The 25,281-nt window shown below is 60.4% G+C and carries 18 protein-coding genes, 1 other RNA gene and 2 pseudogenes; 12 read left to right on the top strand and 9 right to left on the bottom strand.

Annotation, left to right across the window (positions count from 1 at the left end; genetic code table 11):
* The first annotated feature begins 200 nt into the window (after positions 1-200).
* Positions 201-1,472 (top strand): DUF2778 domain-containing protein, encoded by a 1,272-nt coding sequence (locus ASB65_RS19245; RefSeq protein WP_060725084.1) that lies wholly within the window; start codon positions 201-203, stop codon positions 1,470-1,472.
* 63 nt (positions 1,473-1,535) lie between these two features.
* On the opposite strand, the gene ASB65_RS19240 is transcribed toward ASB65_RS19245, so the two are convergent.
* From ASB65_RS19240 to ASB65_RS19220, 5 genes and pseudogenes are all read right to left on the bottom strand, one after another.
* Entirely contained in the window at positions 1,536-1,961 is a 426-nt protein-coding gene (locus tag ASB65_RS19240; protein WP_060725083.1) for a DMT family transporter, read from the bottom strand.
* On the bottom strand, positions 1,958-2,440 hold the full coding sequence (locus ASB65_RS19235) for a DMT family transporter (RefSeq protein ID WP_004430816.1): 483 nt from the start codon (positions 2,438-2,440) through the stop codon (positions 1,958-1,960). The genes ASB65_RS19240 and ASB65_RS19235 overlap by 4 nt, the downstream gene beginning before the upstream one ends.
* 271 nt (positions 2,441-2,711) lie before the next feature.
* Positions 2,712-3,523, bottom strand: a pseudogene (locus tag ASB65_RS19230) (glycosyltransferase family 25 protein).
* A 104-nt stretch (positions 3,524-3,627) separates the two neighbouring features.
* On the bottom strand, positions 3,628-6,102 hold the full coding sequence (locus ASB65_RS19225) for an ATP-dependent helicase (protein ID WP_060725253.1): 2,475 nt from the start codon (positions 6,100-6,102) through the stop codon (positions 3,628-3,630).
* Between the two features lie 100 nt (positions 6,103-6,202).
* Positions 6,203-6,613, bottom strand: a complete 411-nt coding sequence (locus ASB65_RS19220) for a carboxymuconolactone decarboxylase family protein (RefSeq protein ID WP_003507518.1) — start codon at positions 6,611-6,613, stop codon at positions 6,203-6,205.
* Positions 6,614-6,837: 224 nt separating this feature from the next.
* On the opposite strand from ASB65_RS19220, the gene ASB65_RS19215 reads away from it, so the two are divergent.
* The 4 genes from ASB65_RS19215 (at position 6,838) to ASB65_RS19200 (ending at position 16,481) form a co-directional block, all read left to right on the top strand.
* Complete coding sequence (locus tag ASB65_RS19215) at positions 6,838-7,986, top strand: efflux RND transporter periplasmic adaptor subunit (RefSeq protein ID WP_060725082.1); 1,149 nt, start codon at positions 6,838-6,840, stop codon at positions 7,984-7,986.
* The gene (locus ASB65_RS19210; RefSeq protein ID WP_060725081.1) at positions 7,983-11,129 is read left to right on the top strand and encodes an efflux RND transporter permease subunit; all 3,147 of its coding nucleotides are present in this window, start codon (positions 7,983-7,985) and stop codon (positions 11,127-11,129) included. The genes ASB65_RS19215 and ASB65_RS19210 overlap by 4 nt, the downstream gene beginning before the upstream one ends.
* A gap of 134 nt (positions 11,130-11,263) precedes the next feature.
* Positions 11,264-12,676 carry an FAD-binding oxidoreductase gene (locus ASB65_RS19205; protein WP_060725080.1) on the top strand — a complete coding sequence of 471 codons (1,413 nt, stop codon included), beginning with the start codon at positions 11,264-11,266 and terminating at the stop codon, positions 12,674-12,676.
* A 91-nt stretch (positions 12,677-12,767) separates the two neighbouring features.
* Complete coding sequence (locus ASB65_RS19200; RefSeq protein WP_060725079.1) at positions 12,768-16,481, top strand: AsmA-like C-terminal region-containing protein; 3,714 nt, start codon at positions 12,768-12,770, stop codon at positions 16,479-16,481.
* Between the two features lie 357 nt (positions 16,482-16,838).
* On the opposite strand, the gene ASB65_RS19195 is transcribed toward ASB65_RS19200, so the two are convergent.
* The 4 genes from ASB65_RS19195 to ssrA form a co-directional block, all read right to left on the bottom strand.
* A complete protein-coding gene (locus ASB65_RS19195; protein ID WP_003507527.1) occupies positions 16,839-17,048 on the bottom strand; it encodes a ribbon-helix-helix domain-containing protein in 210 nt (69 codons plus the stop codon).
* Positions 17,049-17,161: 113 nt separating this feature from the next.
* Positions 17,162-17,365: a DUF4169 family protein gene (locus tag ASB65_RS19190; RefSeq protein WP_003507529.1), complete on the bottom strand. Its 204-nt coding sequence runs from the start codon at positions 17,363-17,365 to the stop codon at positions 17,162-17,164.
* 42 nt (positions 17,366-17,407) lie between these two features.
* Entirely contained in the window at positions 17,408-17,920 is a 513-nt protein-coding gene (locus ASB65_RS19185) for an SspB family protein (protein ID WP_060725078.1), read from the bottom strand.
* Positions 17,921-18,149: 229 nt separating this feature from the next.
* Positions 18,150-18,522, bottom strand: a transfer-messenger RNA (tmRNA) gene (gene ssrA / locus ASB65_RS19180).
* A 142-nt stretch (positions 18,523-18,664) separates the two neighbouring features.
* Here ssrA and ASB65_RS19175 point away from each other — a divergent pair.
* From ASB65_RS19175 to ASB65_RS19145, 7 genes and pseudogenes are all read left to right on the top strand, one after another.
* Positions 18,665-18,973, top strand: coding sequence for a DUF2853 family protein (locus tag ASB65_RS19175; protein ID WP_003507532.1), 309 nt, complete (start codon positions 18,665-18,667; stop codon positions 18,971-18,973).
* A gap of 92 nt (positions 18,974-19,065) precedes the next feature.
* Complete coding sequence (locus ASB65_RS19170) at positions 19,066-19,860, top strand: thymidylate synthase (protein ID WP_003507534.1); 795 nt, start codon at positions 19,066-19,068, stop codon at positions 19,858-19,860.
* Positions 19,857-20,384 (top strand): dihydrofolate reductase, encoded by a 528-nt coding sequence (locus ASB65_RS19165; protein ID WP_003507536.1) that lies wholly within the window; start codon positions 19,857-19,859, stop codon positions 20,382-20,384. The genes ASB65_RS19170 and ASB65_RS19165 overlap by 4 nt, the downstream gene beginning before the upstream one ends.
* 143 nt (positions 20,385-20,527) lie before the next feature.
* The gene (hflK, locus tag ASB65_RS19160; RefSeq protein ID WP_003507538.1) at positions 20,528-21,646 is read left to right on the top strand and encodes an FtsH protease activity modulator HflK; all 1,119 of its coding nucleotides are present in this window, start codon (positions 20,528-20,530) and stop codon (positions 21,644-21,646) included.
* A 1-nt stretch (position 21,647) separates the two neighbouring features.
* Positions 21,648-22,571: a protease modulator HflC gene (hflC, locus tag ASB65_RS19155; RefSeq protein WP_003507540.1), complete on the top strand. Its 924-nt coding sequence runs from the start codon at positions 21,648-21,650 to the stop codon at positions 22,569-22,571.
* 192 nt (positions 22,572-22,763) lie between these two features.
* Complete coding sequence (locus ASB65_RS19150; protein ID WP_003507542.1) at positions 22,764-24,308, top strand: Do family serine endopeptidase; 1,545 nt, start codon at positions 22,764-22,766, stop codon at positions 24,306-24,308.
* An 89-nt stretch (positions 24,309-24,397) separates the two neighbouring features.
* Positions 24,398-25,144 (top strand): annotated as a pseudogene (locus ASB65_RS19145) (SDR family oxidoreductase); the annotation flags it as partial.
* Positions 25,145-25,281: the final 137 nt, after the last annotated feature.

The raw sequence follows: 25,281 nt of genomic DNA, 5'->3' as shown, positions 1-25,281 counted from the left end.
TTGTTTTGCCTTCACCTTACAATGCGCAGACCTTAACGAAATATTTTTGCAGGGACTCGTAAACACTTTGGTTACCATAATTCGTCATGCTTCGAGCCAGTCAATTCCGAAACCGGCGTGGTGTCTGCCCGCTCTTCGGATGTCCCAAAATCCCTCCGGCGTCGGCCGGGTATGCGTGAACGGTTCGAGTAACGAGTATCATGGCGTTTTCTGCTGCGGCCTATAATGGTGCCGGCTTTACCGGTTCGTCTTCCGCCAAGAGAGGCAAATCCTCTTCGCTCGGACGGATGTCCGCGCTTCTCGGCGGCGGCGTTTTTGCCAGCCTTTTCGCAGTCGCAGCCTTTGCCTCGCTGCATAGCATGGCCGCTGCCTCGCATGGTGTCGGACAGTTTGAAAAGACCCTGGTGACGAGGCTCGATTCGGCTGAGACGGCGATTGTTCGCACGGCCGCGCGAGATATTCACATCCGCAAGTTTTCCCGTTTGAGCGACCATAGCCACGGCCAGCAGAAGGCTGTTCGCCTTGCCGGCATCATGCCCGAGATTGGTGCGAAGGAATTCGGCGAGCGCTTCGGCGCGGCAGCGAACGCGAAAGGGCAGGCGACCGTTAAGGAACTTGCCGCGCTCAAGCCTTCGGCAATCGTCGATTCGGCGCTTGGACGCACCTCCGAGGTCGCCTATCAGAGCGCCGTTCCGCAGCATCCGGCATTTGAAGTGGCGCTGGCGCGGCCGCAGATCGAGGAAGAAGCAAGCAGCCTGCTGCCCGATGATGTGCCGCTGCCGAGTTTCCGTCCTGAAGTCGCGACGGCTCAGGCGGTCGAGCCGTCACCGCGCCCTGCCACACCTTCCAAGGTCGAGGTTGCTTCGGCGCCTGCTTTTGATGCGCCGGTTCCCCTGCGCGCACCTGCGCCGCCCAAGCAGAGCACCGGCGCCATGCTCGCCTTTGCAAAGCCTGATAATCCGATACGCGAGCCCAGCAAGATGGATGCGGTTCCGTGGCCGGATCGCGGCAACGGCACGGCGATCTACGATATTTCCTCCGGTGTCGTGCATATGCCGAACGGCGAGAAGCTGGAGGCGCATTCCGGCATCGGCAAGATGCGCGACAACCCCGATTATGTGCATGTGAGAATGCGCGGTTCGACGCCGCCCTCCAGCTATCGTCTGACGATGCGCGAGGCGCGGTTCCACGGAGTCGAAGCCATTCGTCTGACGCCGGAAAGCGGCGTCAACCCGCACGGCCGCGACGGTCTTCTGGCGCACACCTACATGCTGGCAAAACGCGGTGAATCGAACGGCTGCGTGGTGTTCCGCGATTATTCGCGCTTCCTTGCGGCCTTCAAACGCGGCGAAGTCAAGCGCATGGTGGTGGTGCCGAAACTGAACGGTAACCGGCCGACACTTGCCAGCAGCGGCGGTAAAAGCGGCGGCAAGACCCTGATCGGCATGTTCTCGCGCGGCAGCGACTCCTGAGCTTTCTTAAGTTCTACGCATTTTCCGGACGTAAAACCGCTGCGCATTTTTACTGAAAATGCTTTAGCGACCGCGCCGCTGTGTCAGCACCATGCCGGCCAGGATCAGCAGAATCCCAAGTGCGCTTGCCCAGATTTTCGGCGGACGATCGCTGAAAAGATCAAGAACCACGCCTGAAACCATCTGGCCGCTGATGACCAGAAGGGCGGTATTGACCGCACCGATGCGCGGTATGAGCCAGCTTCCCGAAGCGATGAAGACGACGCCGATCGGGCCGCCGATAAAGGCGAGCCATGGCGCATCGGCCGCGCCCGGCGGAATGAGGCCGCCGACAATAAGGCCGATGACGGTCAGCACACCAAAACCGACGATATGGTTCCAGAAGGAGGCGATGAGCGGCGAGTTCGACAGGCTGAGGCGGCCGTTGATCTGGCGGCTCAGCGCCACGAAGACGCCGCCGGTAAAGGCCATGGCGATCCAGAGTATCATGCCGTTCTCCCCACAAGGATGATAAGCGCGCTGCCGCACAGGATCAGCGCCACCGCGGCCATGTCCCGCAGGTCCGGCTTCCTTCTGGGCAGGCCGAAGAGGCCGAAAAGATCAGCCAGGAGGCTGAAGATCACCTGTCCGCCAAGCCCCAGCGCAATGGTGCCGGAAAGCGCCAGCGGCGAATTGACGGCGGTGGAGGTGAGGATGACGATGGCGGCACCCACCACCCCGCCGCAATAGGCCCAGAGCGGCGCTTTTGGTTTTGCCGGCGCTGCTGCGTCTTTCTTCGGGCGCATGATGGCGAGATAGATCAGGGCGGCCACCGTGCCGGTTCCATGCGCTGTCCAGGAGGAAAACAGCGCATTGCCGTAATGGGCAAGCTGACCGTTGAAATGCACCATCAATGTCAAAAGGCAACCGCTGGCGAAGGCGGCGGCGAGATGCAGCGGGTTGAGGCGTGGATGCGTCGTGTCTGTCATGGCGGGCCGGGAAGCTGGAGAGGAACCCGAGCTTTTGCCGATATGTGCCTGAAGCGGAATCGAATTGCGCCGCTTTGATGTTTCACGCGGCATTATCCTGTGCGTTGCGGAACAAGCCACCCTGCCGCGCATTATTCCACCATGAAGAAAACGACGCGCAAACCATTGAACCGGATGACGATTTTCGTCGTTTCGATTTTCCTTCTCGCAGCCGTGGTCGCGGCCGTCTATCTTGTCGGATTCACGCCCGGCGAAGTGTAAGATAGATAATTCAATGACTGGCTGGAGCGGTCTTGCCCTTGCCGCCTCCCATAGCCACCTTCGCCTTCGCCATGACGAAGCGGATGCCGCGCAGCAGGAAACGACTGGTTTCCAGAAAGGCGCGATAGGGCAGTACGGTGAAATAACGCCAGCGCGGGAGGCGGTAGATGCGCAGATTGTTCTGGATCTGGCTTTCTCCGTCCGCATCTTGCGTGGCGCAAAGCGGGGAGATGAACGCCGTCTTGAGGCCCGCGAGATATTCCAGATCGAATGCGATGTCATAGGCGAGCCGCATGGGGATCAGTTTCGATATCCATTTTCCGGCGCGGCGGTTGACGAGATAGGCTCCCGACCCTTTTTCCCGCGTGATCGCAATGGCGAGCGAACGACCATTGAAAGCGGGCGGAACGGAAATTTCCGGCCATTGCTGACCGTTGTCAGCCTCAGCAGATCCCAGTCGCCGCCGTTCAGCACCGCCTCATCGATGGCGTTGAGAAAATCATCATCGAAGACCACGTCATCCTCAAGGATGAGCGCGATATCGGCGTCGCCTTCCGTGAATTTTTGGGCGCAGGCGACATGGCTGAGATAACAGCCGATTTCCGGCGGCGAGGTGCGGCGGCCATGCATGAGCATGTAGGAAATCTCGCTGAATTCCGGGATCGGGTAATTCAGTTCCCTGCCATTGACGCCGGGGACGCGCTCCGCCTTCAGCCCCATGGCGTCAAGGCGGGCGTTCATATCCGCGAGGCGTTTGGTGGCGCTGTCCATGTTGATCAGGAAAACCGCAAGCTTGCGCTGGCTTTTCGGTAATATATGCAAAGCAGTCCTCACCCGGTTTTCACATCCCCATTGCAACTCCTTTATTGCAACGGCATGACGTGGGCTACGGAAAAAGCGGTCTGCGGGCACTCATAGTTGTCGAATCAAACCTTTTCCACAAATCCATCCAGCACGCGCTTCTGTCCGGCGCGATCGAAGTCGATCGTCAGCTTGTTGCCTTCGATGGCGGAAATATTGCCGTTGCCGAATTTGAGGTGGAAAACGCGGTCGCCGACAAAGAATTTCGACGGCTTGTCCGCGACGGATTTCGCCACCAGCTCGCCCTCTATCGTACGGGTGCGCGGGCCGCTTTCGCCGTAACCGATGCGTTCCACCGCATGGCCGGAGCGGGTGCCCCAATTGTCGCGGGTGGCGTCGCTGCGGTTCTGCTGCGCGCGCTTCCAGCCGGGGGTGGAATAGTTGTTGGTGAAGGGGTCGGCCTTGTCGAAGCGCGACTGGCCGTAGCCGCCGCGTCCGCCATAACCGCCGTAATTGCTGTCGGATGCGGCGACATCCACATGGGCCGGCGGCAGTTCATCAAGGAACCGCGAGGGCAGGGTGGATTGCCACAGCCCGTGAATGCGCCGGTTCGAGACGAACCAGATATGGCAGAGCTTCTTGGCGCGTGTGATGCCGACATAGGCGAGGCGGCGTTCTTCCTCCAGACCGGAGCGACCACCTTCGTCCAGAGCCCGCTGGTGCGGGAACAGGCCGTCTTCCCAGCCGGGCAGGAAGACGGTGTCGAATTCCAGGCCCTTGGCGGAATGCAGCGTCATGATGGAGACGGCATCGAGATTTTCGTTCTGCTCGGCATCCATGACGAGCGCCACATGCTCGAGGAAGCCGCGCATGCTCTCAAAGGCCTCCATCGAGCGGATGAGTTCCTTGAGGTTTTCCAGCCGTCCGGGCGCTTCGGCCGTCTTGTCGGCCTGCCACATGGCGGTATAGCCGCTTTCGTCGAGGATCTGCTCTGCAAGCGTGGTGTGTTCGGTGTTTTCCAGGAGGCCCTGCCAGCGGCGGAAATCCTGCACCACATCGAACAGCGCCTTGCGCGCCTTCGGTTTCAACTCGTCGGTCTCGATGATATCGGCGGCTGCCGCCAGCATCGGAATATCACGGGCGCGGGCATAGTCGTGGAGGTTGCGGATGGTCGTATCGCCGAGGCCGCGCTTCGGCGTATTGACGATCCGCTCGAAGGCCAGATCGTCGGCCGGCTGGCAGACGAGGCGGAAATAGGCCATGGCGTCGCGGATTTCGAGGCGCTCATAAAAGCGTGGGCCGCCGATGACGCGGTAATTGAGGCCGAGCGTCACGAAACGGTCTTCGAATTCGCGCATCTGGAAGGAGGCGCGAACGAGGATCGCCATGTCGTTCAGCTTGTGGTTCTTGCGCTGAAGCTGTTCGATTTCCTCGCCGACCGCGCGGGCTTCCTCCTCGGAATCCCAGGCGGCATGCACCACGACTTTTTCATCGTCAGGGCTGCTGCGTTCGGTGAACAGCGTCTTGCCGAGACGGCCCTCATTATGGGCGATCAGATGCCCGGCTGCGCCGAGAATATGCTCGGTGGAGCGATAGTTGCGTTCGAGCTTGATGACCTTGGCGCCGGGAAAATCCTTGTCGAAGCGGAGGATATTGTCCACTTCCGCGCCGCGCCAGCCATAGATCGACTGGTCATCGTCACCCACGCAGCAGACGTTCTGCGGCTCGTCCTTGGAGCGCTGCGCGAGAAGCCGCAGCCACATATATTGCGCCGTATTGGTGTCCTGATATTCGTCCACCAGAATGTAACGGAACTTCTGGTGATACTCCTTCAGAATATCCGTGTGGCGGCGGAAGATGCTGATCGGGTGCATCAGAAGATCGCCGAAGTCGCAGGCGTTCAGTGTTTTCAGCCGGTTCTGATAGGCGGTGTAAAGTTCGCGACCCTTGCCATTGGCGAAAGCGCGGCTGTCACCCTCCGGAATATCCGGCGGCGTCAGCCCCTTGTTCTTCCAGCCGTCGATCATGCCGGCAAACTGCTTTGCCGGCCAGCGCTTGTCATCGAGACCTTCGGCCTGAATGAGCTGCTTGATCAGCCGCACCACGTCGTCCGTATCGAGAATGGTGAAATCCGACTTCAGGCCGACGAGTTCGGCATGGCGGCGCAGAAGCTTGACGCCGATGGAGTGGAAGGTGCCAAGCCAGGGCATGCCCTCGACAGCGCCGCCGACCAGAACGCCGATACGTTCCTTCATCTCGCGGGCCGCCTTGTTGGTGAAGGTCACGGCAAGGATCTGGCTGGGATAAGCACGGCCGGTTGCGAGAATATGGGCGATGCGGGTCGTCAGAACGCGGGTCTTGCCGGTGCCGGCGCCCGCAAGGACAAGAACGGGTCCGTCAAGCGTTTCCACGGCGTCGCGCTGTTCCGGGTTGAGGCCGGAAAGATAATCGGGCGCGGCACGCGTCTGATCGCGCGCAGCCATCGCGCGGGCGGCAATGCCGAGCCCGCCGGCGCTTTCTGCGCCTGCATTATTCGTCGCCCTGCGCGGCGTCACGGGTTCTTCATCGAAGAACGGCATATCGTCGAAACTGTTGCTCATGCGGCCCAATGTAGTGATTCGGGATATAAAGGCCAGAACCGCGTTCTGCTTTTATTCCGGTATCGTCAGTCAAAACGCCTATTCCAAGGCATTTTTTGCATCATGCCTGCCTGTCGGCATCAAAAGCGGCATCCACCGGGACTTGCAGCGCCACCGCAAGCTGGTTGGTCTTGGCGGCAAGCGCGATGACCCGCAGGAGATCGGCGTGCTGCTCGCCGGTCATGCCCTTGGCTTTGGCGGCGGCCGTGTGGGAATGGGCGCAATAGGAGCAGCCATTGGTGACGGACACCGCGATGTAAAGCATTTCCTTGACCACGGGGTCGAGCGCGGAAGGTGTCGCCATCACCGCCTTGACCTCGGCCCATGTCTTTTCCAGAAGATCAGGATCGAAGGCGAGGTAGAGCCACATATTATTGATGAAGTCCGACTTGCGGGTGGTGCGGATGTCGTCAAATACCGCCTTGACGCGCGGATCGGCTTCGGGATTTTGTACTTTCGTTACGGTGCTCATGGCTTCCTCCGGCTCTTTTCCTGGGGGCAGATTACCGCGCTGAAGAATATTTGCGATAAAAATGGCCTTCGTCGTGTGCTCGACGAGAATCCATCACAAATTACAATTACGTAAGAAACGGATTTGTGCGTTGCCTCGTTTTAAACGAGGGGGAATACTGCTGATGTCCCGAAGCCTGCGCTTCAGGGGCTGCTTTATGCTGCGATGATCAACCGGAGAACTATATGCGGGTCTGGAAACAGGTGGGTGTCAGTCTGGCCGTGGTGGGGGCAGGGCTCTGTCTCTGGGGCTTTTATTCGCCCGAAGCCCGCAATGTGCTCGCCAGCATGGGGCTCGGCAAAACGCCGGCAGGCGCGATAGAGGTCGCAGCGGCCGGTTCGCCCACAGGCCAGAATGGTGGTTCGCGGCGCAACGGCAACGCCACCCTGGTGGTGACGGCTCCGGTGAAAAAGGGCACGGTCAATGATCGGCTGAACGCCATCGGCAACGGCCAGGCGATCCAGTCAGTCGTCGTCATGCCGCAGACATCGGGCACGCTTTCAGAAATCCGCACGGCCGCCGGCGCGCGTGTCGTGAAGGGGCAGGTGCTTGCGCGGCTTGATGACGAAGAGCAGGTGATCGAACGCGACAAGGCGCAGGTCGCGCTGCGCAGCGCGATTGAAAAATCCAGTTCCTACAAGAACCTGAAATCCGTTTCCCGCCTCGATGTGATGGATGCGCAGATTGCCGAAGAATCCGCCAAGCTGGCGCTCAGCACTGCCGAACTCAATCTCAGGCGCCGCGACATCGTCGCGCCGATTGAGGGTGTGGCCGGTATCGTCGCCGCCAATATTGGCGACAACGTCACCACGCAGTCAACCATCGTCAGCATCGACGACCGGTCGGAAATTCTCGTCAATTTCTGGGCACCCGAGCGGTTTGCAACCGTGATCAAGGTCGGAATGCCGGTGGAGGCGACCTCCATTTCGCGTCCCGGCGAAACCTTCAAGGGTGAAATCGAAGCTGTAGACAACCGTGTCGATGAAGCAAGCCGCACGATCCGCATCCGGGCGAAGTTCGGTAACGAGAAGGACGAACTGAGGGCCGGCATGTCCTTCGGCGTTACCATGCGTTTTGCCGGGGAGACCTATGCTTCGGTCGATCCTCTGGCCGTGCAGTGGGATGCGGAAGGCTCCTATGTCTGGCGCGTCACCGACAACAAATCGAACAAGGTGCGGGTGCAGATCGTGCAGCGCAACCCTGATGCGGTTCTCGTCAAGGCGGAACTGGCGGAAGGCGAGCCAGTCGTGATCGAGGGCCTTCAGCGCGTGCGTGAAGGCGGTGCCGTCCGCGTCGGCGAACAGCCGAAGCCGGAGGAGGTCGCCAGCCAATGACGCAGTCGCCTTCCGGTCAGGATTCCAAGCTCGCTTTCACCGCATTGTTCGTGCGCCGGCCTATCCTGGCGGCGGTCCTCAACACGCTGCTGGTCGTGGCTGGCCTCGCCGCTCTGGTTGGCGTCGAGGTGCGCGAATTGCCTGACGTCGACCGGCCGTCGGTCAGCGTCAGGACCACCTATGAAGGTGCTGCGCCTGAGACGATCGACCAGGAAGTGACGCAGACCATCGAAGGTGCGGTGGCGCGTGTCAGCGGCATCAAATCCATCGCTTCCAACTCGCAATTCGGCACCAGCCGCGTGACGATGGAATTTGGCGACAATGTCGACATGGCCGTTGCGGCCAACGATGTGCGTGACGCCATTGGCCGCGTCACCAATCAGCTGCCCGACGATGCCGACGAGCCGCAGATCATCAAGGCGGATTCCGACAGCCAGCCGATCATGCGCCTTGCCGTCACCTCGTCGACGCTCAGCATGGAAGATCTGACCAAGCTGGTGGATGACGAGATCATCGACCGCCTGGCTGCTGTCGACGGCGTTGCCGATGTCGAGCTTTATGGCGATCAGGAAAAGGTTTTTCGCGTCGATCTCAATCAGGCAGCACTCGCCAGCCGTGGTCTGACCGTGACCGATGTTTCCAACGCGCTGGCCAGCGCGGCACTCGACGTGCCGGCAGGATCGCTGAAAAGCACGACGCAGGACATCGTCGTGCGCGCCACGGCGAGCCTGACGAAGCCCGAGGATTTTTCCAACCTTCTCATCAAGAACAATATCCGCCTTCGCGACGTAGCAACCGTCATGCTCGGTGCGGATGACGAATCCACCTCGCTGCGCTCCAATGGCGTGCAGGGTGTCGGTCTTGGCGTCATCCGTCAGGCGCAGTCCAACACGCTCAATATTTCCACCGGCGTGAAGGCCGCCGTCGATGCCATGTCGGCCAATCTGCCAGAAGGCACACGCATCGTCGTCACCAGCGATGACGCGGTCTTCATCGAAGGCGCGCTGCACGAGGTCGAGCTGGCGCTCGGTCTTTCGGCGATCATCGTCGTCGTCGTGCTTTATCTCTTCCTGCGCGACTGGCGGGCCACCCTCATTCCGGCGATCACCATGCCGGTGGCGCTGATCGGCACCATTGTCGCCATCTACATGGTCGGCTTCTCGGTGAATATTCTGACGCTGCTCGCCATCGTTCTGGCGACCGGCCTGGTGGTCGATGACGCCATCGTGGTGCTGGAAAATATCGTGCGCCGCCGGGCGGAAGGCATGGGGCCGCGCGCCGCTGCCGTTCTCGGCACGCAGGAAGTCTTCTTCGCGGTCATCGCAACGACGGCAACGCTAGCCGCCGTCTTCATTCCGCTCTCCTTCCTGCCGGGCCAGCTTGGCGGCCTGTTCCGCGAATTCGGTTTCGTGCTGGCCTTCGCCGTGGGCTTGTCCTCCATCGTGGCGCTGACGCTCTGCCCGATGCTGGCTTCCCGCATGCTGAAGGAGGGGTTGAAGGAACAGACGGGACCGCTCGCCTGGTTTGGCAATGTCTTTGCCTCCACCTACAAGTCGACGCTTTCCGCCTGCCTGAACAATCCGCTGATCGTCATTATCGTGGCGCTGATCTTTTCGGGTCTGTCGTGGATTGCCTTCGGCATGATCCAGAACGAGCTGACGCCGCGCGAGGACCGTGCCTCGATCATGATGCGGGTTACCGCGCCGCAGGGCGTCAGCCTTGAATATACCCGCGACCAGCTGCAGCGCATCGAGGAAAATCTGCAACCGCTGCGCGACAGCGGGGAAATCCGCAATATCTATTCCATCACGGGCATGAACGGTTCGTCCAATACCGGTTTCATGGTGCTGACGCTCGCCCCTTGGGCCGACCGCGAGCGCACCCAGAATCAGATCGCCGCTGACGTCACGTCCGCCGCCAACAAGGTGCCGGCGCTGCGCGGCAGTGCGATGCAGCCGAACAGCCTGCGTATTCGTGGCGCCGGTAACGGTTTGCAGATGGCGATGGTTGGCAGCAACTATGCGGCGCTGACGGCGGCGACGCAGAAACTGCTGCTTTCCATGGAGGAAAGCGGCCTGTTCGATACGCCGCGTTTCGACAATGAGCCCAATCAGGCGCAGCTTTCCGTTTCCATCGACCGCGAGCGCGCTTCCGATCTCGGCATCGATATCACCGGGCTGTCACGCGCCATGCAGTCGCTGCTGGAAGGACGCTCGGTCGTTGACGTTTTCGTGGATGGCGATGCAATCCCGGTGCGGCTCCTGTCTTCCACCCGGCCGATCAATGATCCGACCGATCTTGAAAATGTCTTCCTGAAAACGGGCGACGGCAAGATCGTGCCGATGTCGGTCATTGCTTCGCTGAAGGAAAATGCGGTCGCGCCGCAGCTCAATCGCGAGCAGCAGCTTCCCTCCGTCGGCTTCACGGCCAATCTGAAGGACGGTGTTTCGCTCGGTCAGGCGCTGGAGAAGGTGAACGAGCTTTCGCAATCCGTCCTGCCGCCCGGCGCCCGTCTGCTGCCGCTCGGCGAGGCGGCGACGCTTGAGGAGAACTCCAGCGGCATGTTGCTGACCTTCGGTTTCGCCATCGCCATCATCTTCCTCGTGCTGGCCGCGCAGTTCGAAAGCGTGTTGAGTTCGGTTATCATCATGACGACGGTGCCGCTCGGCCTTGCCTGCGCCGTCATCGCGCTGCTGGTCACCGGATCGAGCCTCAACGTCTATAGTCAGATCGGTCTTGTGCTGCTTGTTGGCGTGATGGCCAAGAACGGCATCCTGATCGTGGAATTCGCCAATCATCTGCGCGATCAGGGCGCGACCGTTCGGGAAGCCATTGAAAAGGCCACCAGCATCCGCCTGCGCCCTGTCATGATGACGATGATCGCCACAATTCTGGGCGGCGTGCCGCTGGTGCTGGCGCAGGGGGCAGGTGCGGAAGCACGCATTGCGCTCGGCTGGGTCATTGTCGGCGGTCTTGGCTTTGCGACGCTGGTGACGCTTTATATCACGCCGGTCTCCTATCTGCTCATCGCCCGCTTTGCCAAGCCGCAGGCGGATGAGGAAATCCTCCTCCATCGCGAGCTTGAACTTGCCGCCCGCCGCAAGGCGCTGGAGGAGGACAAGCCGTTGCTCGCAGCGGAATAAGGTGGGGTTGTCGCCAAACCGCATGCGGCGCAATCGCGATGCTGGACAAAGCGTTAACCTTATCCCATACCACCTGACGGAATTTCGTAACGGCTCGAATCCGTTACGGGCAGATGTTGCGGTGGAGACGGATGATGGCGCTGAAAGACGTTGTGGCGGGTGAGCGGAATGAAGAGGGCATTGCGTCTGCGCTCGCGGTGCTGAAGCAGCAGTTGGGTGACAAGGTCCAGACGGGCCAGGCGTTCCGCGAGCAGCATGGCCACACCACCACCTATTTGACCCTGCAGGCGCCGGATGGCGTGGTTTTTGCCGAAAGCGCCGATGATGTGAAGGCTGTGGTGAAGGCTTGCGCCCAATACAAGGTGCCGGTCATTCCCTTCGGAACGGGGTCTTCACTTGAAGGGCAGGTCAATGCGCCCAACGGCGGAATCTGCATCGATTTCAGCCGGATGAATCGCATCATTGAGGTGAATGCCGAAGATCTTGACGTGACGGTGGAGCCGGGCGTGACGCGTGAGGACCTCAACGTCTATCTGCGCGATACCGGCCTGTTCTTCCCGATCGATCCGGGCGCCAATGCCTCGATCGGCGGCATGGCCTCGACGCGGGCCTCAGGCACCAATGCCGTTCGTTATGGCACGATGAAAGACAATGTGCTTGCCGTTACGGCTGTTGTCGCCAATGGCGAGGAAATCCGCACCGCTCGCCGCGCCCGCAAGTCCTCCGCCGGTTACGACCTGACGCGGCTTTTCGTGGGGGCCGAGGGGACGCTCGGCGTCATCACGTCCGTGACGCTGCGGCTTCAGGGCATTCCGGAAAAGATCGCCGGCGGTGTCTGCATCTTCGACACGATCAAGGCGGCCTGCGATGCCGTCATCATGACGATCCAGATGGGCGTTCCGGTTGCCCGCATCGAATTGCTTGACGAGGTGCAGGTGCGGGCTTGCAACGCCTATTCCGGCCTGAACTACGCGGAGAAGCCGACGCTTTTCGTGGAGTTCCATGGCACCGAGGAGACGGCGGCGCTGCAATCGCAGCAGTTTGCCGAGATCGCGGCGGAATGCGGCGGCGTCGACTTCCGCTGGACGAGCGATGCCGCCGAGCGCAACAAGCTCTGGAAAGCGCGTCATGACGCCTATTGGGCGTCGCGGGCGCTCGCACCGCATCTCGATGGGCTGTCCACCGATGTCTGCGTGCCGATTTCGCGCCTCGCTGACTGCGTGGTGGAAACGCAGCGGGATATTGAGGAGAACGGTTTTCTCGCGCCGATCGTCGGTCATGCGGGCGACGGGAACTTCCACGTCCTTATTCTGTTTGATGGCAAGGATGCCGAAAGCGTCGCGAAAACCGAAGCCTTTGTCGCCCGTCTCAACCGCCGCGCCATTGCCATGGACGGCACCTGCACCGGCGAACACGGCATCGGCCAGGGCAAGATGAGTTTTCTTGCCGAAGAGGCCGGCAATGCACTGGATGTGATGCGCGCCATCAAAACGTCGCTCGATCCGGATAATATCTTCAATCCGGGCAAGTTGTTCCGGCTTGTCTGATCATCCTCACAATTGATTGGTACAAAAGGCTGCTTGCCGTTAAGGCAGAAAAGAATAGGTTTGCAGCGTTCGCGAAGGGAGATGCAGGTCAGTGCTCGGGCGTATTCTGGTTTTTCTGGGCGGACTGCTGGCCGTGGTGCTGTTCTCGGCGCTGCTTATTCCCTATTTCGTCGACTGGACGGATTTTCGCCGCGATTTTGAAGATCAGGCAAGCCGTATTCTCGGCAAGAAGGTGGTTGTGCATGGCCGCGTTGAGGCCCGCATCCTGCCTTTCCCCTCGGTAACGCTGCATGATGTGCGCGCCGGAACGGATGCGGATGGATCGCCGCTCATTCAGGTCGCGCGTTTTTCCATGGATGCCGAGCTTGCGCCTTTCCTTTCGGGCGAGGCCCGCATCTTCGACATGCGCATCGAGGAGCCCAAGGCGAAGATCAGGCTGCTGAAAGATGGCACGCTGGACTGGATGCGCGGCAGCCGGGCGGAAATTCCCGCCCGCACCGTGGTTCTGGAAAGCGTGCAGATCGAAGGCGGGCAGATCGAATTCATCGACGAGCAATCCGGCCGCAATCGCGTGGTGACCGGTCTCAACGCCGACATGTCCGCTAATTCGCTGGCCGGGCCGTGGAAGGCCGAAGGGCGCGCCGCCATTGACGGGCATCCGGGGTCGTTCTCGCTCTCCAGCAGCGAGCCGGATTATGCCGCCGGCCGCATGGGCCTCAGGGTCCGCGTGGTGCCGGATGAGCATCCGGTTGAGGTCGATCTCGATGGTGCGATTGCTGCAACGGCGGGAAAGCCCGCTTATAGCGGTTCTTTCTCCTTCAGTTTCCGTGAGGATGAAAAGCAGAAGCAGCAGGCGGGCCAATCGCTGTTTTCTTCGCCGCGCACCCGCGGCAGTTTTGAACTGACCAATGAAAGCGTGCGTATCCCGAGTTACCGCATGGAACTCGGTGGCAGCGAAAATCCTTATGTCGTGACGGGCGAGGCGACGCTCGATACCGGCGCCAAGCCAGAGTTCCTGCTGACGGCCGACGGCCAGCAGATAGATGTCGCCCGCTTCGCGCCGCCTGTCGTGCAAACGGGCAAGACCTCACGCCAGCCCACCGCCTCGGTTCGCCAGCGCATTGAAGCCTTTGCGGCCATGGTGGCCCGCATCCCGGTTCCGCCGGTGCCGGGCAAAGCGAGCATCAGCCTTCCCGCACTCGTTTCCGACGATACGACCATCCGCGACATCCGGCTGGATGTGCGCCCGGAAGGCAGTGGCTGGCAGGTGGTGAATGCCGTGGCGACGCTGCCGGGCAGGACCCAGCTTGAAGCCAAGGGATCGCTGACGCTGCTTGGCGGCCCCGCTTTCAACGGCAATCTGCTGCTCGCCTCCAACCAGCCTTCGGGGCTGGCGAACTGGCTTTCCGGTTCCGTCGATCCGGCGATCCGCCAGCTCAATGCCGCCGGTTTTTCCGCCGATGTTTCACTGACGACGCTCAATCAGCGTTTCGACAATCTGGAGCTTGCGATCGGCGATGCCTCGCTGAAGGGCGAGCTGGAGCGGCGTTCCGACGGCAAGACTTCCAATCTCTCCATTGATCTGTCGGGCAACGAAATCGATCTCGATGCGCTGAGGGCGCTCGGCAGTCTGGCGCTTGGCGATCAGGTCGGCAGTTCCGTCCTCGACCACCGCATTACCGCAAAATTCAAGGCCGACCGGTTCAACATGGCCGGTGTGACCGCCAATCACGTCGAAACCGCCTTCACCATGGCCGGCGGGATTCTCTCGCTTGAAAACATGACGGCCGGCGATATTGCGGGCGCGGAGGTGAAGGCCAGAGGGCAATTGCAGGGTTCGCTGCTGAAATATGCCGGCAAGGGCACGGTGAACCTGCATGCCGCGGATATGCAGCCGTTCTTCACCATGCTGCAGCAGAAATTGCCAAACCATCCATTCCTCAGCCGTCTGGCGGCGAGTGCGCCATGGTACGCCAATTCCGACCTTGCCATGGATGTTTCGGTCAATAGCGAAAACGGCGGGGCCAACGTCGCCGTCTCCGGCACCGTCAATGGCAGCCGGCTCTCGGCCGTTGCCAAGATGCCGGATTTCCTGTCGATCACCGATGATACGGCCATGTCGCTGGAAGCCGTCCTGAAGAACCAGTCGACCGCAATCCTGTTCGGGCAGGCGGGGCTCGATCCGCTGCCCTTTGATGCGGATGGCGAAGGACTTCTCTCGGTCAAGCTCAACGGCACCCTCGGCTCGCCCGCCCAGACGGAACTGCGCTTCTCGACGGAACGGACGCATTTTTCGATGAACGGTTCCTTTGCTGTCTCGGCCGCCAATTTCGGCGAGGGCAGCGCCGATGTGGCGCTCGAAAGCGCTGACATCGAGCCATACCTCATCATGAACGCTGTCGGCCTGCCGCAGCTTGGCGGCGGCATGGCGCTGAAGGCCAATGCGAAAGTGGCGGTGGACGGGCAAAAGATCGCACTCTCCTCGATCGGCGGGCAGGCGGGCGGAAATCCTTTCTCGGGCAATCTGACATTCCAGCGTGCCGCCCCCCATCCTGTAGACGGTGATCTCTCCGTCAGAACCGTCGATCTCGCCTGGCTGGGGGATGCGATCTATGGGCCGGTGATTGATCCGGAAACCGGAGCGCTCAATGCCAAGCCTCTGGCCATGCCAGCCTTCCCGCAGCTTAAGGCTTCGCTCGCCTTGAAAGCGGAAAGCTTCGAGGCCGGTCCCTTTGGTACAGTCACCGGTGTTTCGGCAAGGGTCACGCATGATGCGGGCAGTCTGTCGCTCGATGATGTTGCCGGCACCTTCATGGGCGGTAAGCTGACGGGGCGGCTTGCCATGTCGACTGGCGAAGGTGCGGGCATTTTCCGCACCAAGATCGCGGTGACCGATGCCAATCCGGAGCCGATCCTTTGGGCCAATGCCAACGGGCCGGTTGCGACAGGCCGGGTGGCCGTTGACCTCACGGCCGAATCGACGGGCAAAAGTGTCGGTGAAATGCTGAAATCAGCGGGTGGATCGGGTGAAATTAGGGCCAGCGGGCTTGTGCTGAAGGGGCTTAATCCCGGCGCCTTCCCGCCGATCCTGCAGGCGGCTGATGGTTTGCAGCAGCCGATCGACGCGCCCAAGGTGCGGCCGCTGGTGGACCAGAGCCTGTGGCAGGGTGAAATCGGGCTTGGCGATGTGGCCTTGCCGTTCTCGCTGAATGGCGGCGCGCTTCATTTCCAGAATCTGCGTGCGGGGATCGATCCCGTAACGCTGACGGCCGACGCGACGGTTGATCTTGCGGCTTCGACCGTGAATGGCGACCTCGATCTTCTGTTCAATCCCGGTACCGAAACGGTCGCAGGGGCCGAGCCATCGGTGCGTCTCAACTATAACGGTCCGCTTGCCGCGCCGGCTTTGACGACCGATGTTTCAGCGCTCAGCAATTACCTTTCGCTCAGGGCTTTCGAAAAGGAACGCCGCCGGGTGGAGGCCATGCAGGCGAGTGTTCTTGAAAAGCAGCGCCTGCGCCGCGAAGTCGCGCTTTATCGCTCTCAGGCGGCCGAGCGGCAGGCCGAGAAGGAGCGGGCGGAGGCGGAAGCCAAGGCCAGGGCTGACGAAGAGGCGCGTCTGAAGGCGGCAGCCGAAGAACGTCTGCGCCAGGAAAAGGAACAGCAGGAGCGGTTGCAACAACAGCAGCAGGAACAGGGGCAACAGCCGGTACCCGAGCGGCAATCCGCGCCGGTTCTGGTGGTGCCTCCGACGGAAAACGCCATCCGGCAACTGGCGCCGGAAAACGCTCCTGCCACGCCGTAAGCTTGCGGGCAGGGTAAGGCTGATCGGCCTTCATATTGCGAAAGTGCGGAAACCTGTCCCGGAACGTTGCATCATCCTCGAGCATGAGCCGAGAATCTCACGGCAAACTCGTTCCCTAACGGGGGGAGCCCCGGAACGCCTCGTGGTGGATGGGAAAGGTCTGGAAACAGTATTTGAAAGCAAGGCTACGCAATACGGGAAATGCCTTGCAGCGCAGACTAGGCCGCCAATGTTTAATGAATGCTTTCACGGCGTTACGAGTTTTCGGCAGTATTTTTTGTAGTCCGGGGGACAAGTCCGGATAGAGGCGTCGCAGGTCGTGATCGATTGCGTGTCTTTACTGAACGCCGGAAAATCTCAGCGGTTTTTCAGCCAGTTCAGCACATAAACCCGCAGCGACGAGGACAGATTGCTGTCGGCGGCGCGGTTGTCATCTATTTCGGCAAGCAGGGCCGCGAAACTGATCTTGCGTCTGTCCGCAATGATTTTCAACTCGTCCCAGAAGGCATCCTCGAGTGAAATGCTGGTGCGGTGGCCGTGCAACGTCGCGGAGTGCTTGCGGATCATCAGATCGGTCTCCGGTGGATCCGGTTGGAGGTCTGAATCATATCTCCCCGGCAAGTCCCTGTTTTGCGATTCTTTTCCGATAGTCCCGAAATCCGCGGCGGTCCGTCGGCTTGTCAGTCTTTGCCGACCCCGTCATCGGGTTTTTCGAGCCGCCCCTGATCGAGCGCCTTTTCGGCTTTTTCGTTCAGGGCTGATGTGAGATTTTTTTCCGCCTTGGCGCGGCCGAAGGACAGGCGGTTCTGCTCCGCCTGCTTTTCTTTTTCGCTACGGGCTTTCTGTTTCCGAAACTGACGTAGATTGACGATATCGGCCGCCATGGGGATATGTCTCCTCGGGTTTCGTACGCTCGGGGTAAGCCGTTATTGCTTCTTGCGGAAGGCATCCAGCGAAACGACAGAGCCTTCCTTCTTTTCCTCGCCGGCCTTGGGCGTTTCGGAAGCAGCAGCCGGCTTTGCCTCGTGGGAAACGGGATAAGCGGTGATTTCGGCTTCTTCCAATTCTTCTTCTTCGGCCAGAGGCACGTCGAATTCGAGTTCGAAATTGACGGAAGGATCGTAGAAACCTCTGATGGCATTATAGGGAATGACCAGCTTTTCCGGCGTATCGGAGAAGGAGAGGCCGATTTCAAAGCCGGTTTCGGTTACTTTGAGGTCCCAGAACTGGTGCTGGATGACGATGGTCATCTGTTCGGCATATTTCGCCTTGAGGTGCTGGGAAATCCGCACGCCCGGCGCGCCGGTCAGGAATGTAATGAAGAAATGGTGGTCGCCGGGCAGGCGGCTGGTTGCGGCCACTTCACCCAAAACCTTACGAATAACGCCGCGAAGGGCATCCTGTGCGAGAATGTCGTAACGGATATGATCCTGCCCCATGCGGTCCTGTCTTTCCCTTATTCGAACGTCTTTTCATGTGCGGCGCGGCTCGCGCGCCAAGGACGCTGTAACACTTTGAATCTTCGCGTAATCCTTGAGCCGGGATCATTTCCGATCCTGACGCTCACGCGTTGCCCAAGTATACGCAATGTCCTGAACGGCAGCAACGGAAAAGCCTACGCCGTTCGCAAGTCAGCTATCATATAATCAATTCAGGCAAAATGGAGAAGGTGGAGGTTTCTGTTGCCAGGTACCTCCGAACCCCGCCTCACGGGGCTAACCGTGAGGACTTAGAGCGGAATTCCCGCACCGCCATTAGGCAGCGAGAGCATATTCCTTAGCGTTGTTGTCATTTGCAACTACACTTGTGACCCGATAACGGCGGTATCATGCCGAGCAAAAGTTCGATCTTTACGCCCTTGTCGATCCTATTTCGCCCCCATCAAAAGCCGGCCTTCATCTTGAAAAGCCCGCCGGTTTTTGGTGGAGGCGCCGGGTACCGCCCCCGGGTCCAATAGGTTTATTACACCGACCGTTTATCGCCATAGCCGGGTTGCCCCAGCAAGGCTCATATAGGCGTTTCGCCCGCCCGAGAAAAGGGGGGTGATGACAATTCCATGAAAAGGTTTCGTGATTGCGGCCCGCACTTTAGACAATTCTTGACGACGAGGGATTGCTGTCCCATTCTCCCTGCAACCGGTCACCAGAAGCAACACCGGGCCGGGGACACACGAAGGAGTGGACATGACTGACTATCTCGCAGATGTGAAGAAATACGACGCAGCAGCCGACGAAGCCATTGTCGGCAAGATCGTCAAGCATCTCGGCATTGCCCTGCGCAACCGGGATTCCTCGCTGGTGTCCGCTTCCGATCCGGAAGAGCTTGCGCGCGTGAAGGCGAGCTGGTGCGGCAAGAAGCTCGGCGTTACCGACGGTGCGGCCGATCAGGCGATCGATGCCGTCGCCAAGGCCATGGCCGCCGACCGCTCCAAGTCGCGCGTGACTTTCTATTACCTGGTCGCCAAGGAACTGGGTAAGCTTCAGTCGCTTTGATTTGATCCGGGGATAAGCCCGCATTAGGTGATTGGTTCTGCCGCCCTGTGCTATTATATTCCCTCGATATCAGGGAATCGGCGGCAGAACGCATGAAACAATATCTCGATCTTCTCCGGCATGTGATGGAAACCGGCTCCGACCGTGGAGACCGCACCGGCACGGGCACGCGCTCGGTTTTCGGTTACCAGATGCGTTTCGACCTTGCGCAAGGTTTTCCGGTTCTCACCACCAAGAAGCTGCATCTGCGCTCGATCATCCATGAACTCCTGTGGTTCCTGAAGGGCGATACCAATATTGCCTATCTCAAGGAAAACGGCGTTTCCATCTGGGATGAATGGGCTGACGAGAATGGCGATCTCGGCCCCGTCTATGGTGCACAGTGGCGCTCCTGGCCGGCGCCTGACGGACGCCATATCGACCAGATCGCGCTTCTGATCGAGGCCCTGAAAACCAATCCCAATTCTCGCCGCCACATCGTTTCGGCCTGGAACCCCGCGCTGGTGGACGAGATGGCGCTGCCGCCCTGCCATTGCCTGTTCCAGTTCTATGTTTCCGACGGCAAGCTCTCCTGCCAGCTTTACCAGCGCTCGGCGGATATTTTCCTCGGCGTGCCGTTCAATATCGCCTCCTATGCGCTCCTGACGCTGATGGTGGCGCAGGTGACGGGGCTGAAGCCGGGGGATTTCGTCCATACGCTCGGCGATGCGCATATCTATGCCAACCATTTCGAACAGGCGCAGCTGCAGATGACGCGCACACCCAAGGCCTTGCCGACGATGCGCCTCAACCCTGATGTGAAGGACCTTTTCGGCTTTAAGTTCGAAGACTTTACGCTTGAGAATTACGAGGCCGATTCAAGCATCAAGGCGCCGATCGCGGTATGAGTGAGCCGCGCGTCACCATCATCGTCGCGGTGTCCGAAAACGGCGTCATCGGCCGCGACCTCGACATGCCGTGGAAGCTTTCCACTGACCTCAAGCGCTTCAAGGCGATGACAATGGGCAAGCCGCTCATCATGGGCCGCAAGACATTTTTATCCGTCGGCGAGCGCCCCCTGCCGGGCCGTCCGCATATCATCGTCAGCCGCAATGCCGACTATCGGCCTGCAGGCGTTGATGTCGTCTCGTCGCTGGACGAGGCCATGAAGCTTGCAAAAACCAAGGCTGCGGAACTGGGTGTGGATGAGGTTTTCGTGGCCGGCGGCGGCGAGATTTACCGTCAGGCCATGCCCTTTGCCGATCAACTTTCCGTCACCCATGTGGCGGTAAAGCTGGATGGAGACACTTTTTTTCCGGAAATCGATCCCGGCGTTTTTGAGAAAACCGAGGAAACCCCCGCTCCCGCAGGGGAAAGGGACAATTATCCCGTTCTGTTCACCACTTATGTGCGCAGAGCCGCGTCAAAGTGAACTATTTACCCCGATTGGGTATTTAGTTACCACCTCTGCGTTGAAACGGACGCTTCTCCTTCTTATAACGGGTCGATATTCCCGCCGCACGCGAGCAATCGCTTTCGAACGGAATCGGGAGAGGCTTTTATAAAGAGGTATTGATGCCCTGGAGCAATCAGAATGGCGGCGGCGGCCCTTGGGGCGGCGGCGGTGGCGGAAACAACCAGGGCGGCGGTGGCGGCCCATGGGGGCAGGGGCCTAACCGGCCTCGCGGCGGTGGCGGCGGTAATGGCGGCCCGCCCGATCTGGAAGAGATCATCCGGCGCAGTCAGGACCGTTTCAGGAATGTCCTGCCGGGCGGCTTCAACGGCGGCGCGGTTGCGATCGTTGTTCTCGTCGTTCTGGTTTTCCTCGGCATCCAGTCCATCTACACCGTCCAGCCGGACGAGCGCGGCGTGGAGCTGCGTTTCGGGCGTCCGAAGGATGAAATTTCGATGCCGGGCCTGCATTTCCATCTGTGGCCGATCGAGACGGTGGAAATTGTCAAGGTGACCGAGCAGCAGCAGAATATCGGTTCGCGCGCTTCGTCGTCTTCAGCGAGCGGCGTGATGCTGACCGGCGACCAGAACATCGTCAACGTGCAGTTCTCGGTGCTCTATACGGTCTCCGATCCGAAATCCTACCTCTTCAACGTCGACAGCCCGGCTGAAACCCTGCAGCAGGTTTCCGAAAGCGCCATGCGCGAAGTCGTCGGCCGTCGTCCGGCACAGGACATCTTCCGCGATAACCGTCAGGCGATCGCAGCGGATGTGCGCACCATCATCCAGTCCACGATGGACGGTTATGGCGCCGGCATCTCCATCAATGCGGTGGCTATTGAAGACGCGGCACCGCCGCGCGAAGTGGCCGACGCCTTCGATGAAGTGCAGCGCGCCGAACAGGACGAAGACCGCTTCGTTCAGGAAGCCAACCAATACGCCAACCAGAAGCTCGGTGCCGCCCGCGGTCAGGCCGCGCAGATCCTCGAAGAAGCGAACGCCTACAAGTCGCGTGTCGTCAACGAGGCACAGGGTGAAGCGCAGCGTTTCATCTCCATCTACGACCAGTATCGCACCGCGCCTGATGTAACCCGTCAGCGCATGTTCCTGGAAACGATGGAACAGGTCCTGAAGGGCTCCAACAAGGTCATCATCGACGAAAAACAGGGTGTGGTGCCTTATCTGCCTCTGAACGAGATCATGCGCGGCAATCCGGGCGCGGCACAGCAGGGAGGCAACTAATATGGGCAACCGTCTTACGGCCATTCTCGTCGGCCTCGCCGTCGTGCTTTTCCTCGGTTATTCGTCGATCTTCGTCGTCAACGAGCGCCAGCAGGCCATCGTCGTTCGCTTCGGTGAAATCCAGGATGTCAAAACCGCGCCGGGCCTCTATTTCAAGCTGCCCTTCGCCTTCATGGACGCCGACCGCGTACAATATGTCGAAAACCGCGCGCTGCGCTTTGATCACGACAATATCCGTGTTCAGGTCTCCGGCGGCAAGTTCTACGAGGTTGATGCCTTCGTGGTCTATCGCATCACGGATGCACGCCGCTTCCGGCAGACGGTCTCGGGTGACCAGATGTCGGCGGAATCGCGCCTGCGCACCCGTCTCGACGCATCGCTGCGCCGGGTCTACGGTCTGCGTGGCTTCGAATCCGCGCTCTCGGATGCACGTGCATCGATGATGCAGGAAGTGCGTGACGATCTGCGGCCCGATGCGGAATCGCTCGGCATCAGCATCGTTGACGTGCGCATTCGTCGTACCGACCTGACGCAGGAAGTCTCGCAGCAGACCTTCGAGCGCATGAAGTCGGAACGTCTGGCCGAAGCCGAACTGATCCGCGCCCGTGGTAACGAAGAAGCGCAGCGTCGCCGCGCTATCGCCGACCGTCAGGTCGTGGAATTCGAATCCGACGCGCGTCGTCAGTCCGAAGTGCTGCGCGGTGAAGGCGATGCGGAGCGTAACAAGGTGTTCGGTGAAGCTTTCCAGCGCGACCCGAGCTTCTTCGAGTTCTATCGCTCGATGGCCGCCTATTCCAGCTCACTGAGCGGAACAGGCACGACGCTGGTTCTGTCTCCGGACTCTACCTTCTTCCGTTATTTCAACAACATCGACGGTGCTCCGTCCACGGCGCCTGCCGCACCTGCGCCGGCACCGGCGAACTGATAACGGATAAAATGATTTTGGAGGGCCGGTTTTTACCGGCCCTTTCTTTTTGGTCCGTTTTCGTGCCAAAGCTGTGACTACGGGCAAGGCGTCCCCCGCCTGTTCACGAAAAGGTATTTTTACACTTCATCATTCCGCCTTATGCTTTGCCGATATATGCAGGGCAGGACTATTTGAAACGCGAGGACGCTTATGGCCGTGACCCTTCTTTCGCCTTTTCGCAGCAGCATCGCCGCAATCGCGGGCATCGCGCTTGTGGCGGGTAGCCTTACGGCACCGGTTGCGGCATTGGCGCAGAGCCATGGGCCGGAATCGGTGGCTGATCTTGCTGAGCCGCTTCTCGACGCGGTGGTGAATATTTCCACCTCGCAGAACGTCAAGACCGACGGCAAGGGCCCGGTTCCGCCGAAACTGCCGGAGGGTTCGCCCTTCCAGGAATTCTTCAAGGATTATTTCGACAGCCAGAAGCCGGAAGGCGGTGAAAAGGTTAATTCGCTGGGGTCCGGTTTCGTGATCGATCCGGCCGGTTACGTCGTCACCAACAACCACGTCATCGAGGGCGCCGACGCCATCGAGGTGATTTTCCCTAACGGTTCGAAGCTCAAGGCGACGCTGGTCGGCACCGATACGAAAACCGATCTTTCCGTCTTGAAGGTGGAGCCGAAAACGCCGTTGAAGGCCGTCAAGTTCGGCGATTCGCGCAGCATGCGCATCGGCGACTGGGTGATGGCCATCGGCAATCCCTTCGGCCTTGGCGGATCGCTGACGGTCGGTGTCATTTCCGCGCGCGGGCGTAATATCAATGCCGGTCCCTATGACAATTTCATCCAGACGGATGCGGCCATCAACAAGGGTAATTCCGGCGGTCCGCTCTTCAACATGAAGGGTGAGGTGATCGGCATCAATACGGCGATCATTTCGCCGAGCGGCGGTTCGATCGGTATCGGATTCGCCGTGCCGACGGAGCTTGCCCAGAATATCGTCCAGCAGCTCATCGAATTCGGTGAGACGCGCCGCGGCTGGCTCGGTGTTCGTGTCCAGCCCGTCACCGACGATGTGGCGGCAAGCCTCGGCATGGACAGCGCCAAGGGTGCGCTTATCTCCGGCGTCGCCAAGGGCGGACCGGTGGAAAATGGCCCGATCCAGGCCGGCGATGTCGTGCTGAAATTCGACGGCAAGGATATTCACGAGATGCGCGACCTTTTGCGGATCGTGGCGGAAAGCCCTGTCGGCAAGGACGTCGATGTGGTGATCCTGCGTGATGGCAAGGAGGAGACCGTCAAGGTCAAGCTCGGCCAGTTGCAGGATGCGACGGATGAGAAGGCCTCGGCCGAGGACCAACAGAGCGAAGACGGCGATGGCGGCGTGGTCGCACCGGAAGATGATGGCGGCACCGACGATCAGGCGCAGGACCAGACGCCGGAAGTGCGTGAAGCACCGCAGAGCGTGCTCGGCATGAATCTCGTGGTGCTGAGCAACGAGCTGCGCACCGAAAAGGGCATCGCCGAAAGCGTGGAAGGCGTGCTTGTCGCCAGCGTCGATCCGGGCTCGCCCGCCGAACAGAAGGGCATGAAGGCCGGCGATATCATCGTCGAGGTCGGGCAGGACTTCATGGAGGTTCCGGGCGATGTGCTGGTGCGCGTCAACGGCCTGAAATCCGAAGGCCGCAAGAATGCGCATATGATGGTGGCCGATGCCCAGGGCAATCTGCGCGTTGTGGCGCTGCCGCTGGAATAAACGCTTTTCGTCCGATCCGTCAGGAATCGGGTGGCTGTCATTTCGGCCGCTCTCTAATCCTTGGGCTCCATCAAACGGAGGCCAAGGATATGAAATTGCTTGAAAACAAGGTTGCCATCATCACCGGTGCGTCATCCGGCATCGGCCGGGCGACGGCGATGCTGTTTGCCGCTCACGGCGCGGCGGTCGTTCTCAATGCGCGCGGCGAAAAGGCGCTGCAGGAGGTTGCCGCCGACATTCGTGAGACCGGCGGCCGCGTCCACGCGGTTGCGGGTGATGCCGGTCTTGCCGAAACCCATTCCCGGCTGGCAGAGGCGGCCGTGAGCGTGTTCGGTGGCCTCGATATCGCCGTCAATAATGCCGGTGCGGTGGGGGCCATGAAGCCGCTGGCGGAGATTTCGCCTGCGGAATGGGATGATGTACTCAACGTCAATCTTACCTCCGCTTTTCTGGGAGCGCGTTACCAGATACCCTTGATGGTGACGCGCGGTGGCGGGTCCATCGTCTTCACCTCAAGCTTCGTCGGCACCAGCGTCGGCATACCGGGCATGGCGGCTTACGGCGCGGCGAAGGCGGCGTTGATGGGGCTGGTGAAAGGCATTACCGCCGATTATGCCATCAGCGGTATTCGTGCCAATGCGCTGCTGCCCGGCGGGGTCGATACACCGGCCGCCGGCGATGCGGCGCAGAAGGAATGGGCCGCTGGCCTGCATGCGATGAAACGTATCGCTGAGCCGCAGGAAATCGCGCAGGCAGCGCTTTTCCTCGCGAGCCCCATGGCGAGCTTCGTCGCCGGAGCGGCGTTGTTTGCCGATGGCGGTAATGCGGCGGTGAAGGGATGTTCGGGCTGGCGGGGGGGGGGCTTTTTGCGCCGCCCCCTCCCCACCGGCCTGGTGTCTGTGCCCTAGGGGGGGCGAAGCGGCTGCGTGCCTCACCTGAGCAGCGGGGGGTGCAGAACGCGGGGAGGGGAACC

It is taken from the genome of Agrobacterium tumefaciens str. B6 (assembly GCF_001541315.1).
Taxonomy (GTDB): Bacteria; Pseudomonadota; Alphaproteobacteria; order Rhizobiales; family Rhizobiaceae; genus Agrobacterium; species Agrobacterium radiobacter.
The sequence above is the reverse complement of the archived record's forward strand: the minus strand, read 5'-3'. Positions and strand labels throughout refer to the sequence as shown.